The 14059-nt window shown below is 63.9% G+C and carries 17 protein-coding genes; 9 read left to right on the top strand and 8 right to left on the bottom strand.

The window, feature by feature from the left end; all coding sequences use genetic code 11:
* Nucleotides 1-220: 220 nt before the first annotated feature.
* On the top strand, nt 221-1555 hold the full coding sequence (locus QCE58_RS00200; RefSeq protein ID WP_008352655.1) for an MFS transporter: 1335 nt from the start codon (nt 221-223) through the stop codon (nt 1553-1555).
* Between the two features lie 35 nt (nt 1556-1590).
* A complete protein-coding gene (gudD, locus tag QCE58_RS00195) occupies nt 1591-2922 on the top strand; it encodes a glucarate dehydratase (protein WP_008352656.1) in 1332 nt (443 codons plus the stop codon).
* Nucleotides 2923-2929: 7 nt separating this feature from the next.
* Here the strand turns inward: gudD and QCE58_RS00190 are convergent, their stop codons facing one another.
* Nucleotides 2930-3745, bottom strand: a complete 816-nt coding sequence (locus QCE58_RS00190) for a DUF72 domain-containing protein (RefSeq protein ID WP_250520829.1) — start codon at nt 3743-3745, stop codon at nt 2930-2932.
* A gap of 202 nt (nt 3746-3947) precedes the next feature.
* Nucleotides 3948-4250: a hypothetical protein gene (locus QCE58_RS00185; protein WP_250481709.1), complete on the bottom strand. Its 303-nt coding sequence runs from the start codon at nt 4248-4250 to the stop codon at nt 3948-3950.
* A gap of 408 nt (nt 4251-4658) precedes the next feature.
* Here QCE58_RS00185 and arsC point away from each other — a divergent pair, with 408 nt between their 5' ends.
* The 3 genes from arsC to QCE58_RS00170 all read left to right on the top strand — a co-directional run bounded on the left by arsC (nt 4659) and on the right by QCE58_RS00170 (nt 6914).
* Nucleotides 4659-5081 (top strand): arsenate reductase (glutaredoxin), encoded by a 423-nt coding sequence (gene arsC, locus QCE58_RS00180; RefSeq protein WP_008352660.1) that lies wholly within the window; start codon nt 4659-4661, stop codon nt 5079-5081.
* A gap of 125 nt (nt 5082-5206) precedes the next feature.
* Nucleotides 5207-5494, top strand: a complete 288-nt coding sequence (locus QCE58_RS00175; RefSeq protein ID WP_239295480.1) for a hypothetical protein — start codon at nt 5207-5209, stop codon at nt 5492-5494.
* Between the two features lie 247 nt (nt 5495-5741).
* Nucleotides 5742-6914 carry a GGDEF domain-containing protein gene (locus tag QCE58_RS00170; protein WP_250520828.1) on the top strand — a complete coding sequence of 391 codons (1173 nt, stop codon included), beginning with the start codon at nt 5742-5744 and terminating at the stop codon, nt 6912-6914.
* On the opposite strand, the gene QCE58_RS00165 is transcribed toward QCE58_RS00170, so the two are convergent.
* Entirely contained in the window at nt 6911-7405 is a 495-nt protein-coding gene (locus QCE58_RS00165) for an MgtC/SapB family protein (protein ID WP_051996639.1), read from the bottom strand. The genes QCE58_RS00170 and QCE58_RS00165 overlap by 4 nt on opposite strands.
* Nucleotides 7406-7534: 129 nt before the next feature.
* Between QCE58_RS00165 and QCE58_RS00160 the strand changes: the two genes are divergently transcribed.
* Nucleotides 7535-7924: a RidA family protein gene (locus tag QCE58_RS00160; RefSeq protein ID WP_284502241.1), complete on the top strand. Its 390-nt coding sequence runs from the start codon at nt 7535-7537 to the stop codon at nt 7922-7924.
* Nucleotides 7925-7930: 6 nt separating this feature from the next.
* Here the strand turns inward: QCE58_RS00160 and QCE58_RS00155 are convergent, their stop codons facing one another.
* The 3 genes from QCE58_RS00155 to QCE58_RS00145 form a co-directional block, all read right to left on the bottom strand.
* Nucleotides 7931-8527, bottom strand: a complete 597-nt coding sequence (locus QCE58_RS00155) for an alpha-ketoglutarate-dependent dioxygenase AlkB (protein ID WP_175979604.1) — start codon at nt 8525-8527, stop codon at nt 7931-7933.
* A gap of 104 nt (nt 8528-8631) precedes the next feature.
* Nucleotides 8632-8865, bottom strand: a complete 234-nt coding sequence (locus QCE58_RS00150) for a hypothetical protein (protein ID WP_175979603.1) — start codon at nt 8863-8865, stop codon at nt 8632-8634.
* Nucleotides 8866-8878: 13 nt separating this feature from the next.
* A complete protein-coding gene (locus QCE58_RS00145; RefSeq protein ID WP_250481706.1) occupies nt 8879-9400 on the bottom strand; it encodes a DUF2778 domain-containing protein in 522 nt (173 codons plus the stop codon).
* Nucleotides 9401-9628: 228 nt separating this feature from the next.
* Here QCE58_RS00145 and QCE58_RS00140 point away from each other — a divergent pair, with 228 nt between their 5' ends.
* The gene (locus QCE58_RS00140; RefSeq protein ID WP_008352671.1) at nt 9629-10024 is read left to right on the top strand and encodes a response regulator; all 396 of its coding nucleotides are present in this window, start codon (nt 9629-9631) and stop codon (nt 10022-10024) included.
* A gap of 6 nt (nt 10025-10030) precedes the next feature.
* On the opposite strand, the gene QCE58_RS00135 is transcribed toward QCE58_RS00140, so the two are convergent.
* Both QCE58_RS00135 and QCE58_RS00130 read right to left on the bottom strand, forming a co-directional pair.
* A complete protein-coding gene (locus QCE58_RS00135; protein WP_008352672.1) occupies nt 10031-10837 on the bottom strand; it encodes an endonuclease/exonuclease/phosphatase family protein in 807 nt (268 codons plus the stop codon).
* A gap of 50 nt (nt 10838-10887) precedes the next feature.
* Nucleotides 10888-11409 (bottom strand): hypothetical protein, encoded by a 522-nt coding sequence (locus tag QCE58_RS00130; protein ID WP_250481705.1) that lies wholly within the window; start codon nt 11407-11409, stop codon nt 10888-10890.
* 330 nt (nt 11410-11739) lie between these two features.
* On the opposite strand from QCE58_RS00130, the gene QCE58_RS00125 reads away from it, so the two are divergent.
* Nucleotides 11740-12717, top strand: coding sequence for an AAA family ATPase (locus QCE58_RS00125; RefSeq protein WP_008352674.1), 978 nt, complete (start codon nt 11740-11742; stop codon nt 12715-12717).
* A 185-nt stretch (nt 12718-12902) separates the two neighbouring features.
* Nucleotides 12903-14003, top strand: coding sequence for an NAD(P)/FAD-dependent oxidoreductase (locus QCE58_RS00120; protein WP_250481704.1), 1101 nt, complete (start codon nt 12903-12905; stop codon nt 14001-14003).
* The last annotated feature ends 56 nt before the right edge of the window (nt 14004-14059 follow it).

The following is a 14059-nucleotide window of genomic DNA, read 5'->3' as shown; positions in this document are numbered from 1 at the left end:
GGCAGTGTCGTTTTCGCAACCGGCTTTGTGCTTCTGTAGTTGTCGGACGTCCTAGTTTAGAAGGCCAGCGTCCGCACATGCGCTCGGTGTCCATCGGCGTGTAAGCCATATACGACAAGCCTAGAGCCGAGAAAGGGTAAACACGCGATTGGCCCCGAAAGCATCTCGCCATAGAATGTCATCAGACAACGTACCACGAGACGCGATCCGGAGACATCCCTTGAACACGATTCCCGCCACGCCAGCCGCCGATCTGCTCGAATCGGCCAGCGCCAAGGTCAAGCGCCATGTGCTGCCCTTGTTCCTCATCATGTTCATCGCGAACTACATCGATCGCGTGAACGTCGGTTTCGTGAGCTCGCATTTGCAGACCGATCTCGGCATCGGCGCGGCGGCGTACGGTCTCGGCAGCGGTCTGTTTTTCATCGGCTATGCGCTGTTCGAAGTGCCGTCCAACGTGCTGATGCAGAAGTACGGCGCGCGCGCGTGGCTCACGCGCATCATGGGTACGTGGGGCGTCGTCGCGGCGATGATGGCCTTCGTGCAGAACGAAACGTCGTTCTACGTGCTGCGCTTTCTCCTGGGCGTCGCGGAAGCGGGATTCTTCCCGGGCGTCATCTATTACTTCACGCAATGGCTGCCGCAGAAGGAACGCGGCAAGGCGATCGCGATTTTCCTCGGCGGCTCGGCGTTCGCATCGATTCTGTCCGGCCCGATCACGGGCGGTCTGCTGTCGATTCGCGGTCTTGGCCTGCACGGCTGGCAGTGGATGTTTCTGATCGAAGGCGGGTTCTCCGTCATCCTGTGCGGCGTGAGCTGGATGCTGCTGAAATCGCGCATCAGCGATGCTCACTGGCTTTCCGTCGACGAGCAACGCGCGCTGCAAAACGCGATCGCATCCGAACAGGCGGAACGCGAAGCGGCCACCGGCGGCCACATTCCCGCGATCAAGCTGCTGAAAGATCCGCAGATCGTGCTGTTCTGCTTCATGTATTTCGCGATTCAGCTCACCATTTACGCCGCGACCTTCTGGCTGCCGACGATCATCCGCAAGATGGGCGGCCTCACCGATTTCCAGGTCGGCCTCTACAACACGATTCCGTGGATGATCGCGATCGTCGCGATGTACTGCTTCGCGCTGCTCTCCGCGCGCTGGCGCTTCCAGCAGGCGTGGGTCGCCGTGGCGCTCGTGATCGCGGCATGTGGCCTGTTCGCATCGACGACCGGCAACGCGGTGCTGTCGTTCGTCGCCATCTGCTTCTCCGCGATCGGCTTCAAGGCGGCGTCGTCGCTGTTCTGGCCGATTCCGCAAGGCTATCTCGATGCGCGCGTCGCGGCTGGCGTGCTCGCGCTCATCAACTCGGTCGGCAATCTCGGCGGTTTCTTCGCGCCTGCGACCTTCGGCTATCTTCAACAACATACGGGCTCGGTGTCGGGCGGCTTGTACGGCCTCGGCGTCGCATCGCTGATCGCGGCGGTCGCGGTCTTCTTCACGCGCAACCGCCGCTCGGATCGCACGCCGGACGGCCACGTCGCGCATCAAGGCGCGCACTGAAACCCGCTTCAACCTCTCTGGGAAGGATCACGCTCATGTCCACGAACACTCCGAAAGTCACCGAATTGCGCGTCGTGCCGGTCGCGGGCCGCGACAGCATGCTCATGAACCTGTCCGGCGCGCACGGTCCGTTCTTCACGCGCAATCTCGTGATCCTGACGGACAGCGCGGGCAACACGGGCGTCGGCGAAGTGCCGGGCGGCGAGAACATCCGCCAGACGATCGACGATGCGCGCTCGCTCGTCGTCGGGCAATCGGTCGGCAATCTGCATGCGGTGCTGAATCAGGTCCGCACGAAGTTCGCCGATCGCGACGCGGGCGGCCGCGGCCTGCAAACCTTTGATCTGCGCACGACGATCCACGCCGTCACCGCGCTCGAAGCCGCGCTGCTCGACCTGCTCGGCAAGCATCTCGGCGTGCCCGTCGCGGCCTTGCTCGGCGAAGGCCAGCAGCGCGATGAAGTGGAAATGCTCGGCTATCTGTTCTACATCGGCGATCGCCACAAGACGGATCTGCCGTATGCGTCCGGCGCGGACGGCAAGGACGATTGGGACCGCGTGCGTACCGAAGTCGCGCTGACGCCTGAGGCGGTCGTGCGTCTGGCCGAAGCGGCACAAGCGCGCTACGGCTTCAACGATTTCAAGCTGAAGGGCGGCGTGCTCGCGGGCGATGCGGAAATCGAAGCCGTCACGGCGCTCGCCGAGCGTTTTCCGGATGCGCGCGTGACGCTCGATCCGAACGGCGCGTGGTCATTGGCCGAAGCGATCCGCCTGTGCCGCGACAAGCACGACGTGCTCGCCTACGCGGAAGATCCGTGCGGCGCGGAAAACGGCTACTCCGGCCGCGAAGTGATGGCGGAATTCCGCCGCGCGACCGGCCTGCCGACGGCGACGAACATGATCGCGACGGACTGGCGTCAGATGGGTCATGCGATCCAGTTGCAATCGGTCGACATTCCGCTCGCCGATCCGCATTTCTGGACGATGCAAGGCTCGGTGCGCGTCGCGCAGATGTGCAACGACTGGGGCCTGACGTGGGGCTCGCATTCGAATAATCACTTCGACGTGTCGCTCGCGATGTTCACGCACGTCGCCGCTGCCGCGCCGGGCAAGATCACCGCTATCGACACGCACTGGATCTGGCAGGACGGCCAGCGTTTGACGCGCGATCCGCTCCAGATCGTCGGCGGGAAAGTGAAGGTGCCGGAAGCGCCGGGCCTGGGCGTCGAACTGGATATGGACGAAGTCGAGAGGGCGCACGAACTGTACAAGCAGCATGGACTCGGCGCGCGCGACGACGGCGTCGCGATGCAATATCTGATTCCGAACTGGAAGTTCGACAACAAGAAGCCGTGTCTCGTCCGCTAAAGGTTCTTTAGCCTTTCAGACGTTCGATGAGCGCGATCGCCGCCGCGGGATTGCGCTCCTTGAATCCGCTGATGACGTAGAGAAACACATCGCGCGATGCGGCTTTCGGCGCAGCCTTGCCGAAGGTCTGCAAGTCGTCCGGCGAGCCGCCCGACGACCACGTCTTCGCGCGCTCGGCCCAGCGATCGAGCGCCGCTTTCGCATAGCCCTTCGCCTGCTTGTCGGTCGTGCCCATGATGCGCGCATAGACGAACGGCGCGGTGATATCCGCGATTTGCGGATACTTCGAATCCCCCGCGATGACCACCGCGACGCGATACTTCCGCGCGAGCGCAACGAAGGCCGCATCGCAAAAGCTCTCGTGCCGAACTTCGACCGCGTGACGAATCGCGCGGCCTTCCACTTTCGCGGGCAGCAGTTCGAGAAAGCGTTCGAAGTCCTCCGGATCGAACTTCTTGGTCGGCGCGAATTGCCAGTTGATCGGGCCGAGCTTGTCCTTCAGTTCGAGCACGCCGCTGCCGAAGAATCGCTCGATGGTATCGCCCGCTTCGGCGAGCACCCGGCGATTCGTCGCGTAGCGCGGCGCCTTCAGCGAGAACACGAAGTCGTCGGGCGTTTCGTCGCGCCACTTGATGAACGTCGCGGGCTTTTGCGCGCCGTAGAACGTGCCGTTCACTTCGATGGACGTCAGCGCGCGGCTCGCGTATTCGAGTTCGCGCTTTTGCGGCAGATCGTCCGGATAGAACGTGCCGCGCCACGGCTCGAACGTCCATCCGCCGACGCCGACGCGAATGCGCGCGGTCTTGCTTTTCGAGGTGGCCATCGCGCGCTTACTTCCGGCCGGCATCGAGCGAACCGTCCGGCTCGCGCGTCTCGGTCACGACTTGGTTGAAGCCTTCGTCGAAGAGAGGTGCGGGAGATTCGTCGCAGTGCATGCTGGCCATTCCGTGGATAAGGGAAGCGCGTCCGTTCTCACCGAACGGACGCGCCGGGTCATGCACCTATGCTGGCGCAGTCTAAAGAATTCACTGGCCGAAGAAGATATTGCATTGCGGCCCGCGCGTGCAGGGCTTGGAGGCCGGACTGTCCATCGTGCCCATCGTGGTTGCGCCGGCCGCGCCGCGTGTCATCGGCGAGCCGCCGTAGGACGTGTCGGTCGACTGGCCCTGCATGGCGTTTTGCGCGGGCGCGGCGGGATCGGTCCAGGTGTCGGCGGTGGCCTGTCCCGGAACCTGCGCGGTGCGGTAATAGGACTGCTGAGCCGATGCGAGACCGGCAGTGGCGAGTAACGAGGCGGCGAGCGCCGCCATGGCGATACGTGATTTCATGTCGACTCCTTGATCGAAAGGCGCGTTCGCGTGTACGCCGCGCAACGCTGTTCGCTGATTCGAATCGGTGATCCGCACGGAACGTGCCACGAGTGCTGCATGTGCCATGCATGGCGCTGGCGAGCGGATATTGGCGCCGGTTCCCGGCGAGGCTGCCGCGGCGGGTTTCCCGGACTTGTTCGAATGTGATGCAGACGGAGCGCCGGTGCGCTTGCCGGCGAATGGGACCCGCGGGTCCGCAGAAGACGCATGCCGCGCTGCACTCTTCGTTATAGGCCGTCGCTCCGCGATTGAACAGGACAATTGAACGCGCATGGCGCTCGCGGTCGCGTGCGTGACGCGAAGCTGTCGATCGCGCCATCGCCTAGAATGCGATGGCTAATCCACGAACGCAGGGACATCGCCGCCATGACCGTCACCATCTATCACAACCCGAAGTGCGGGACTTCGCGCAACACGCTCGCACTGATCCGCAACGCGGGCATCGAGCCGGCGGTGATCGAGTATCTGACGCATCCTCCGAGCCGCGAGACGCTCGTTGCGCTGATCGCGCGCGCGGGACTGTCGGTGCGCGAAGCGCTGCGCGAGAAGGGCACGCCATACGCCGAACTCGGCCTCGACGATCCGAGCCTCAGCGACGAACAACTCATCGACGCGATGCTCGCGCATCCGATTCTCATCAACCGTCCGTTCGTCGATACGCCGAAGGGCGCGCGGCTGTGCCGGCCATCGGAGCTCGTGCTCGATATCCTGCCCGAAGCGCAGAAGGGGCCGTTCACGAAGGAAGATGGCGAAGTCGTCATCGACGGTTCCGGCAAGCGTGTGCGCTAGGACACCTTCGTTTTCGCTGACCGTTACCTGACGTTACCTTTCTGGCAAACCCGTTGCACCTGTATCCGTCATCGCTTTCTAGACTGCACTGACTCACACGGCACTCGGTGCAAGGAGAAAGCGACATGAAGAAACTTCTTGGTACGGCGATCGGGCTGGCGGGGCTCGCGGCACTTGCGATATCGGCATCGGCGAACGCGCACGTCGATGTGGCGGTGGGCGTCGGCGTGCCGGTCTACACGCAGCCCGTGTACGCGCAGCCCGCGGTGCCGGTCGGCTATTACGGATATGGATACGGCGATCGCGACGAACGCTGGCGCGAGCGCGAATGGCGTCGTCACGAATGGCGCGAGCGCCGCTGGCATCACGAGATGCGCCGCGAGCAACGCTGGCGCGAGCGTCATGAATGGTAAAAGCGCGCGGGAATCCGCGTTCGAACGCGGCGCGCCGAAAGGCTGCGCCGCGTTTTTACATGCGTCATGCGACGCCATGACGCAGGTCGACCTGTTCAAGGCACGCCGATTCAAGCCGTAAACACGTCGGTGTTGTCGGATACTCGTGCTCTTTCGCCGCGAATCCCTTTTAGCGAATCTTTTCGTCGCACCGCGCGTGCGGCGTCGTTTGCTCAAAGCACGAGCGATAACCCGTCCACTTTCAGCGATGTTCAGTCCCGTCAGCATTCTCGTCGTCACCGCGCTGTCGAGCATCCTCTCGATACTGGTGCTGATCTCGCTGCTCTCGCACGCGATTGCGGGCGTGCCGCGCTGGCTTGGGGCGAACGTCATCGCAATCGTTTCGCTCTTGCTTTTTGCCGTGCAGAACGTGGCGCCGGCGTGGCTCGGCATCGTCGTCGCGAATCAGTTGCTCGCTGCGACGGTCCTGCTCATCTACGAAGGCTGCAACGATTTCTTCGACGTTCGCATGCGTCCCGCGCAGCGCTGGGCCGGCTGGATCATGTGGCTCGGCGTGATGGCGGGCATCGTCTACTTCACGTATGTGACGCCGGATGTGAATGCGCGCGTGGTGATTGTGTCGGCGTTTCATGCCGCGTGCGATTTCGCGATCGCCGGACGCGTGCTGATCGAGCGTCCGAGGGAACGGCCGCGCTATAACTACTTGTTCGTCGCCGGCGCGGCGGCGCTCGGCGCGCTCGGCCATACGGTGCGCGGCGCGATCTACGTCGTGGAGCCGCCCGCGCAGACCTCGCTGCTGCAGCCCGGCGTGATGCAGATCACGTTTCTCGCGCTCGGCATTCTCGTGCTGCCGTCGCTGTGCATCGGCCTCGTGATGATGGCGCACGACCGTCTCGCGCAGCGGCTCGAACGGCTTGCGCGCTTCGACGATCTCACCGGCGCGCTTTCGCGCAAGGCATTGCTGGCCGGCGCGGGCGAGCGTCTCGCGCGGGCGCGGCAGGAAGGCGAGTGCGAGTTCGTCGCGGTCATCGACATCGATCACTTCAAGAGCGTGAACGACCGCTACGGTCACGCGGCGGGCGACGAAGTGTTGCGCCATTTCGCGTCGATCGTGCGTGCGCGCATTCGCGAAGACGATGCGTTCGGGCGTATCGGCGGCGAGGAGTTTTGTCTTTTCTGCACGGCGGCGCGCATCCACGATGTCACCGCGCTCGTCGAGCGGCTGCGCAAGACCGTCGAGGCGACGCCGTGCGCCGCGCCCGGCGGCCTGCTGCATTACACCTTCAGCGCGGGCGTTGCGATGTGGGACGGGCGCGAGCCGCTCGCATCGCTGATGGCGCGCGCCGACGGCCTGCTCTATGCCGCGAAGGTCGCAGGCCGCAATCGCGTGAAAGCGCCCGCCGCCGACGCGTTCGCCTAAGCCTCTTCGACGTCCGCGTATTTCTGGCGTTCGTCTTCCGGCTTGCTCATCCAGCGACGCAACAGACGCTTCTCGACGACGCGCCCGATCGTGAGCAGCGCGATCATCAGGATCATCGCGATGAACGCGAGGCTCCAGACGCCCAGTCCGCAGACGATGCCCACCGCCGCCGTCACCCAGATCGACGCCGCCGTCGTGAGCCCGCGCACGCGATTCTCGCGCGGATTCTGCAGGATCACGCCCGCGCCGAGAAAGCCGACGCCCGTCACGATGCCCTGCACGGCGCGCGACACGTCAGCGTCGTTGGAGAGCGTCATCGAGAAACCTTGCGCGCACATCGTCGCGATGCACGCGCCGAGCGACACGAGCCCGAGCGTCTTCATGCCGGTCGGCTTGCCGTGCAGATCGCGATCGATGCCGATGATGCAGCCGATCAGCATCGCGGCCAGCATGCGCAACACGGCGTCGGCGAGAATGGGATAGGGAAGCATCGCGTGTGAAAAGGTAATCGTAAGCCGGGCCATCTTCGCAGGCGGCGCCGGCGCGCGCGCAATTTTGGCGCGCTAACGTGCCGGTTCTGCTTTATATCGAACGCAAAACGGGGAGACGAAGTGACTCAGATGCCGAAATTCACGATGGTCGATGCCGCGCCGACGCCCGTCGGCCCTTTCTCGCACGCAGCCGAAGCCGACGGCTGGGTGTTTCTCACCGGTCAGATGCCGACCGATCCGAACGACGACGGCGCGCCGTTGCCCGAAGGCGTCGCCGCGCAGACGCGCCGCGTGATGGACAACCTGATTCTCGTGCTGAACGGCGTCGGGCTGACGCTCGACAATGTGCTCAGCGTGCGTATCTTTCTGACCGAGTTCAAGCGCGACTACGACGCGATGAACGCGGTGTATCGCTCGTACTTTCTGCCGAAGCCGCTGCCGGCGCGAACGTGCATCGGCGTGACGGGGCTTGCGCGCGATGCGCTCGTGGAGATCGATTTCGTCGCGAAACGTCCTTGAGCGCGATTACTTCCGTTTCGACGCATCGACCCAGCGGAAAGTGAGATTGATGCGCTCGCCGCGCGCCCCCGGCTCTTTCGGCACGCGATGCACCCATTCGCGCTGCGTGCGCCCGCGCATCACGAGCAGGCTGCCGTGTGTGAGCGCGAGCGTGTGCGTCGCGTGCGTGCGCGCGTGACGAAACTCGAAGGTGCGCGTCGCGCCGAGACTCACCGATGCGATCACCGGCTCGGGCCCGAGTTCGCGTTCCTTGTCGGCATGCCATCCCATGCTGTCGAGGCCGCTGCGATAGCGGTTGAGCAGCACGCTGTTGAAGCGCGCATCGCAGGCGGCCTCGGCGCGCTCGCGAAGTTGCGCGACGGCGGGCGTCCACGGCTGCGGCACATTGCGGATGCCGGAATAGACATAGACCGCGTCCGGTTCGCCTTGCCACGCGGTCAGGCGCGGCAGCGGCACGCGACCGCCCGGCGTGGTCATCGTGTCCTGCTGCCAGGCGACTTCCGCGATCAGGGCGCCCATCAGATCGGAAGCCGCGTCGGCGTCGATCCAGTCCGGATGCCACGCGATGTCGGGCTTGGGAATGTCGTCGAAGAGATCGAACATGACTGTGGTGCGAGACGGCGGCGGAAGGAACGTTCACGATAGCAGAGCCGCCGGGCGGCGTGATTGCGGAGTCGTTTTCAGCCTGGAAGGGTCAGTTCGGCCTCTTATCTGCCCGCAGCCGTACATCGCCGCCATAACCGGACCACCCCCCAAGAGACCAGTCCGGCCACGATCGCATCGATGGCGAGCATCGACGCGATGTAGAGAAACTCGTAGTCCTGCACCTTCAGCATCCTGGCAACGCCGATCAGGATTTGCTGCTGATCTGCGGGTATTGGCAGCGGATAGGTGTGGACGTACCGCACCGCAAGCCGAAACAGACCGAGGAACAGAAGCATTACGAGCACTACGCTAAGGACACGTTTTCCCAATTGTCGTTACCTCGATCCAACCGTAAGCCTCGATGCGGCCCGCTCTGACGGAGATCTTCGGCGTGTGCAGCAGCGCATGCCGCAGCCTCTGAAAGTCCGCCCAACTCTCGAGTGTGATGCAGCCAAGTGAAATACCTGCGCCGCCGCGAGGGTGCAACCGGAAGTTGCCGCGGCGAACGCCATTGATCCACGTCCAGTCATCGACGGAGCCGTCATCCCGGTACAGCGCGAACCACTCACCGTGATTGCTTGGACTGTTTCGCACCCAATCATTCCATAGGTCTTTCATCCAGGCCTGCGCTTGCGAGGCCACGCCTCCGGTAGGCCGTGCGACGATCCAATACTTTCCTTCGGGTATCGGCCCTGCATCGGGCACCGCCGTGCAGCCGCCCCGGTTCTTGTATATGCCGTCCCCCGAGAATGCCTGGAAAACGCCGACTCCGAGCACCGTTAACGTCGCCCGCAACGTATTGTCGACGACGAATTTGCCTTGGAGTGGCATGGCAGCACGCTTGTCATTTGTGGAACCCACACAATGGAGTCAGACGGGCCGACCGGGAAATACGGTTTTTCTGAACTCAGAGTGCTTTCTTGCAGGGGTATCCGACGGATGCGCCGGCATGTTGGGCAACCCGCTGTGCTACATTGCCCCAATCATCTCAATAACGTCGTGCGAGGGTCGGAACATCCGCTTTGGCCTTTTCGCGCGACGACGGCAACGGGGAACTGCATGAACACCACCGCCCAAGCAAGCGGCGGCACGGTGCCGGGCCGCCGCATCCTGCTCGTCGACGACAGCGTCGATGCGGCGCTTGCCATGTCGATGCTGCTCGAAGCGCTCGGCCATGAAGTCCGCACCGAGCATGACGGCCCGCGCGCGCTCGCATCGCTCGACGATTTCAAACCGGATGTTGTCGTGCTCGATATCGGATTGCCGGGCATGAGCGGCTTCGACGTCGCGCGCGAAATGAGAAAGCGCGACGCGACCCGAAGCGCGCTGCTGCTTGCATTGACCGGCTGGGGCAGCGATGCCGATCGTCGCAGCGCGCTCGACGCGGGCTTCGATCATCATCTGACGAAGCCCGTCACCATCGCCGATCTGGAAGCGCTGCTCACGAAGCCCTGAGCGCGCTCACTCCACACGCAGCCGCGCCATGTACGGAAGGTGATCGGACAGCCACGCGGTGTCCTGCGTCGGCACGAGCCATTCGACCGGCTTCAGGCCGCGCACGAACATCTTGTCGAGCGCGAGCGCCGGTGAGAAAGCCGGAAACGTGCGGCCCGATTCGCCGAGCATCGTCGCGACTTCGCTCATGCCGAGTTCGCCGAAAAGCGGCACGGAGTCGTTGCGCCAGTCGTTGAAATCGCCCGCCAGCATGAGCGGACCTTCCGGCGCTTCCTTCGCGATCCAGTGCGCGATCCAGTTCATCTGACGCAGCCGCGCCTGCCGCGTCAACGCGAGATGCGCGCACAGCAATGTGATGGCCTGACCGGCGAAGGTCGCGCGCGCGACCAGCAAGCCGCGCTTTTCGAAACGATGCGCGGAGATGTCCCAGCGCCCGGAAAGATCGAGCGGATGCGGCGAGAGAATCGCATTGCCATGCCGCCACGACGGCTTGAACACGTTCGGTCCGAGCGCGATCTGCAATTCGAGCGCGGTGGCGATCTCGGTCGCCTGGCAATGCCAGACATCGTCGAGCGGCGCGTCGAACGGCTTGCCGAAGCCGCTCGCGAGCACGGGCTGCGGCATGCGCCGCGCCATCGCTTCCTGAAGAAAATAGACGTCGGCGTTGGTGGTCTGAACCCACCGTTGCATCGCGGTCCACGCGCGCAGGCCGAGGGGCGAGCGGCCCTTGTGCAGATTCCAGCTGACCGCCGTGAAATCCGGCGTGGCCGAATGAGCGGACGGGCCTGGCGGAAGATGTTCTGGGTTTCGCATGCGTTCTTTGTCTCGAGCGGCGGCCTCTTGAGTCTATGTCACCGCGGTTGTCATTGCGCCGCCGCCGGCGACCCCAGGCTCGCGCGTACCCGGTAGGCGAGCGACGGATTGCTGTCGATGAGCTGCCACTGCGCCCATTCGCCTGGCTTGAGCGCCAAGCCCGGATGCGATCCGCTCACCTGACGCGGCACCGGCGGCAGCTTGCAGCCCGAGGGCGATGCGCGCGAGCTGTCGTCCTGCAAGGTTTCCTGCGCGTCGATGGCGAGCGTGATGTCGTCGGCGTTCGCGCGCGTCGGCGAAATGGTGATGGTGCGTTGCAGATCGATGTCGCCGGCAGGCTGATCCGCGCAGCCGACGCGATTCTGCACCTTGTTGTGATGCGTGTCGGTGCGCGCCTGTCCGACGTTCGTCGTGCCGGAAAACGAGTCGATCTGTTGTCCGTCGCGCACGACCTGCAACTCCCAGATCACCGGTTGCGATGGCGCGGTCTGCGCCTGCGCGTTAAGCGCGGCAAGACCGGCGCCTGTCATGAGCGCGGCATTCAGAAAGACGGTGCGTATCGTTTTATGCATTGAAAGCGACTCCTGCGCGCGGACTGTTCGGATGGCGGCGCGGCTGGCGCGTCGCTGGATCGGCGTTCTCCGGCGAATTCGTTGTGACACGGCGGCGCAGGTACGGTTCAGCCAGACCGCGCAACACACAATTGTGGACGAACGAAACGAATCTCAACCTGGCCTGACGCGAAGCAGATTTCGAACCCGCTCGCCGCGTCGTCCGACGATGATACTCGCACGCTTTGCGCGCATCGCGATTAGCAGCACACGCGTTCGACTGCTCGCTTGCGTGCGGTTTTGGCGTCGATACACTGGACTCGTCGACCATAAAAATTGACGGGGTGTGACATGACGACGGCCGTGGTCAAACAGGAACTCGCAGTGGCATCGTTCAGCAAGGTCTACAGTCTCGACGATGTGGAGTCCGCGCTCAACGATCTCTCCGAAGGCGCGAACGACGCCTTGCGCGCCACTTACGAAAAAATGCTCAAAGTGGGTAATCTGCGTTTCTGCGTGAAGCCGAACCGCATGCCGTCGGTGGACGATCTCGCCGCGGATCTGCCGAATTTCGAGGAGCCGCTCGCCGATATCCGCAAGCAGATCGCGCTGTGCCTCGAAACCGACGATCGCCTCGAACTCATGCCGATGCTGCTGCTCGGCGAGCCGGGCATCGGCAAGACGCACTTCGCGAAGCAGCTCGCGCGGCTGCTCGGCACGTCGAATCACTATGTCGCGATGAGCTCGCTGACGGCGGGCTGGATCCTGTCGGGGGCGTCGTCGCAATGGCGCAATGCGAAGCCCGGCAAGGTGTTCGATGCGCTCGTGAACGGCAGCTACGCGAATCCCGTCATGACCGTCGACGAAATCGACAAGGCCACCGGCGACGCGCAATACGATCCGCTCGGCGCGCTCTATGCGCTGCTGGAGCATGACACGGCGCAGACTTTCGTCGACGAATTCGCCGAAGTGCCGATCAACGCGGGCAACGTCGTGTGGATCGCGACGGCCAACGACGCGCGCGCGATTCCCGAGCCCCTGATGAATCGCATGAACGTCTACGAAATTCCGCCGCCCGATCGCGACGGCGCGCGGCGCATCGCGCAATCGATTTACGCCGAAATCCGCAATGCTCATTCGTGGGGCGCGCGTTTTCCGGAAACACTCGGCGACGCGCCGCTCGACGCGCTCACGCAGGCGTCGCCGCGCGGCATGCGGCGCGCGATGCTGAACGCGTTCGGCAACGCGCGTATCGACGGACGGCATCACGTCGAAGCGCGCGACATTCAGATCGACCGCAACTTGCGCAAAAAAGCGATCGGCTTCTGAAAGCGCGCCGTTCGCGAAATTGCCGAAAAGGCCGCCAAAACCTGTCGTTTTTGACATCTGGCGGCCAGATTCTTGCCTTTTTCTGAATTACACCGGAAAACGATCTAATCAGCGTGCATTTGTTGTGTAACGCGCAATAGTCCCGAACGTAAAATAGTTGGGACAAATCTGCCGCGGAAGAAGACATGGATCGGATCGAGTGCGTAGTAATCGGGGCGGGCGTCGTCGGACTGGCGATCGCCCGCGCGCTGGCCAAGCGCGGCCGCGAAGTCATCGTGCTGGAGGCGGGCGAGGGCATCGGCATCGGCACGAGCTCGCGCAACAGCGAAGTCGTTCACGCAGGCATCTACTATCCGCGCGGATCGCTGAAGGCCGAACTGTGCGTGCGCGGGCGCGACATGCTCTACGCGTTCTGTCAGGAGCACGGCGTGCCGCACCGGCAATGCGGCAAGCTGCTCGTCGCGACGGCGCGCAATCAGGTGCCGCAACTCGCGGCGCTGGAACAGAAGGGCATCGAGAATCGCGTGAAGGGACTCGTGCGCATCAGCGGCGCGCAGGCGGCGGAGATGGAGCCGCAACTTCAATGCGTCGAGGCGGTGTGGTCGCCGCTGACGGGCATCGTCGACAGTCATCAGTACATGCTCGCGCTGCAGGGCGAGGCGGAGAATCACGGCGCGAATATCGTGTTCCATACGCCGGTCACGTCGATCGATGCGCGCGAAGGCTGCTTCATCGTCGAGACGGGTGGCGAGTCGCCGGCGCGCTTTCGGGCGTCGTTTCTCATCAACAGTGCGGGCTTGCATGCGAACGAGATCGCGCGGCGCATTCGCGGACTCGACGATCGTCACGTGCCGCCGCTCTACTTCGCGAAGGGCAACTACTTCAGCGTGAGCGGACGCGCGCCGTTCGAGCGGCTCATTTATCCGATGCCGAACGAAGCCGGCCTCGGCGTGCATCTGACGATCGATCTCGGCGGGCAGGCGAAGTTCGGTCCGGACGTCGAATGGGTGCAGGCGCTCAATTACGACGTCGATCCGCGTCGCGCCGATTCCTTCTACGCCGCGATCCGCGCGTATTGGCCGGGTCTGCCCGACGACGCGCTTCAACCCGCGTACGCGGGCATCCGTCCGAAGCTGTCCGGTCCGGGCCAGGTGGCGGCGGATTTCGTGATCCAGGGCAAATCGGCGCACGGCGTGCCGGGACTCGTGAACCTCTTCGGCATCGAATCGCCGGGATTGACGGCATCGCTCGCGATCGCCGAACGCGTCGCCGACATGGCGCGCTGACTGTCATGCGACTTTCCGCCGTGCCTTATCTCTAACATTTGGCGTCGTCGACTCGC

Source organism: Caballeronia sp. LZ028 (assembly GCF_031451415.1).
GTDB lineage: Bacteria > Pseudomonadota > Gammaproteobacteria > Burkholderiales > Burkholderiaceae > Caballeronia > Caballeronia zhejiangensis.
The sequence above is the reverse complement of the archived record's forward strand: the minus strand, read 5'-3'. Positions and strand labels throughout refer to the sequence as shown.

Coding starts and splice junctions, on each gene's coding strand:
- QCE58_RS00135 (WP_008352672.1), bottom strand. CDS start 10,837: ATGCGAAACCCAGAACATCTTCCGCCAGGCCCGTCCGCTCATTCGGCC.
- QCE58_RS00145 (WP_250481706.1), bottom strand. CDS start 9,400: ATGCCACTCCAAGGCAAATTCGTCGTCGACAATACGTTGCGGGCGACG.
- QCE58_RS00175 (WP_239295480.1), top strand. CDS start 5,207: ATGAAGAAACTTCTTGGTACGGCGATCGGGCTGGCGGGGCTCGCGGCA.
- QCE58_RS00190 (WP_250520829.1), bottom strand. CDS start 3,745: ATGGCCACCTCGAAAAGCAAGACCGCGCGCATTCGCGTCGGCGTCGGC.
- QCE58_RS00170 (WP_250520828.1), top strand. CDS start 5,742: ATGTTCAGTCCCGTCAGCATTCTCGTCGTCACCGCGCTGTCGAGCATC.
- QCE58_RS00185 (WP_250481709.1), bottom strand. CDS start 4,250: ATGAAATCACGTATCGCCATGGCGGCGCTCGCCGCCTCGTTACTCGCC.
- QCE58_RS00160 (WP_284502241.1), top strand. CDS start 7,535: ATGCCGAAATTCACGATGGTCGATGCCGCGCCGACGCCCGTCGGCCCT.
- QCE58_RS00155 (WP_175979604.1), bottom strand. CDS start 8,527: ATGTTCGATCTCTTCGACGACATTCCCAAGCCCGACATCGCGTGGCAT.
- QCE58_RS00165 (WP_051996639.1), bottom strand. CDS start 7,405: ATGCTTCCCTATCCCATTCTCGCCGACGCCGTGTTGCGCATGCTGGCC.
- QCE58_RS00140 (WP_008352671.1), top strand. CDS start 9,629: ATGAACACCACCGCCCAAGCAAGCGGCGGCACGGTGCCGGGCCGCCGC.
- QCE58_RS00120 (WP_250481704.1), top strand. CDS start 12,903: ATGGATCGGATCGAGTGCGTAGTAATCGGGGCGGGCGTCGTCGGACTG.
- arsC (WP_008352660.1), top strand. CDS start 4,659: ATGACCGTCACCATCTATCACAACCCGAAGTGCGGGACTTCGCGCAAC.
- QCE58_RS00150 (WP_175979603.1), bottom strand. CDS start 8,865: ATGCTTCTGTTCCTCGGTCTGTTTCGGCTTGCGGTGCGGTACGTCCAC.
- gudD (WP_008352656.1), top strand. CDS start 1,591: ATGTCCACGAACACTCCGAAAGTCACCGAATTGCGCGTCGTGCCGGTC.
- QCE58_RS00130 (WP_250481705.1), bottom strand. CDS start 11,409: ATGCATAAAACGATACGCACCGTCTTTCTGAATGCCGCGCTCATGACA.
- QCE58_RS00125 (WP_008352674.1), top strand. CDS start 11,740: ATGACGACGGCCGTGGTCAAACAGGAACTCGCAGTGGCATCGTTCAGC.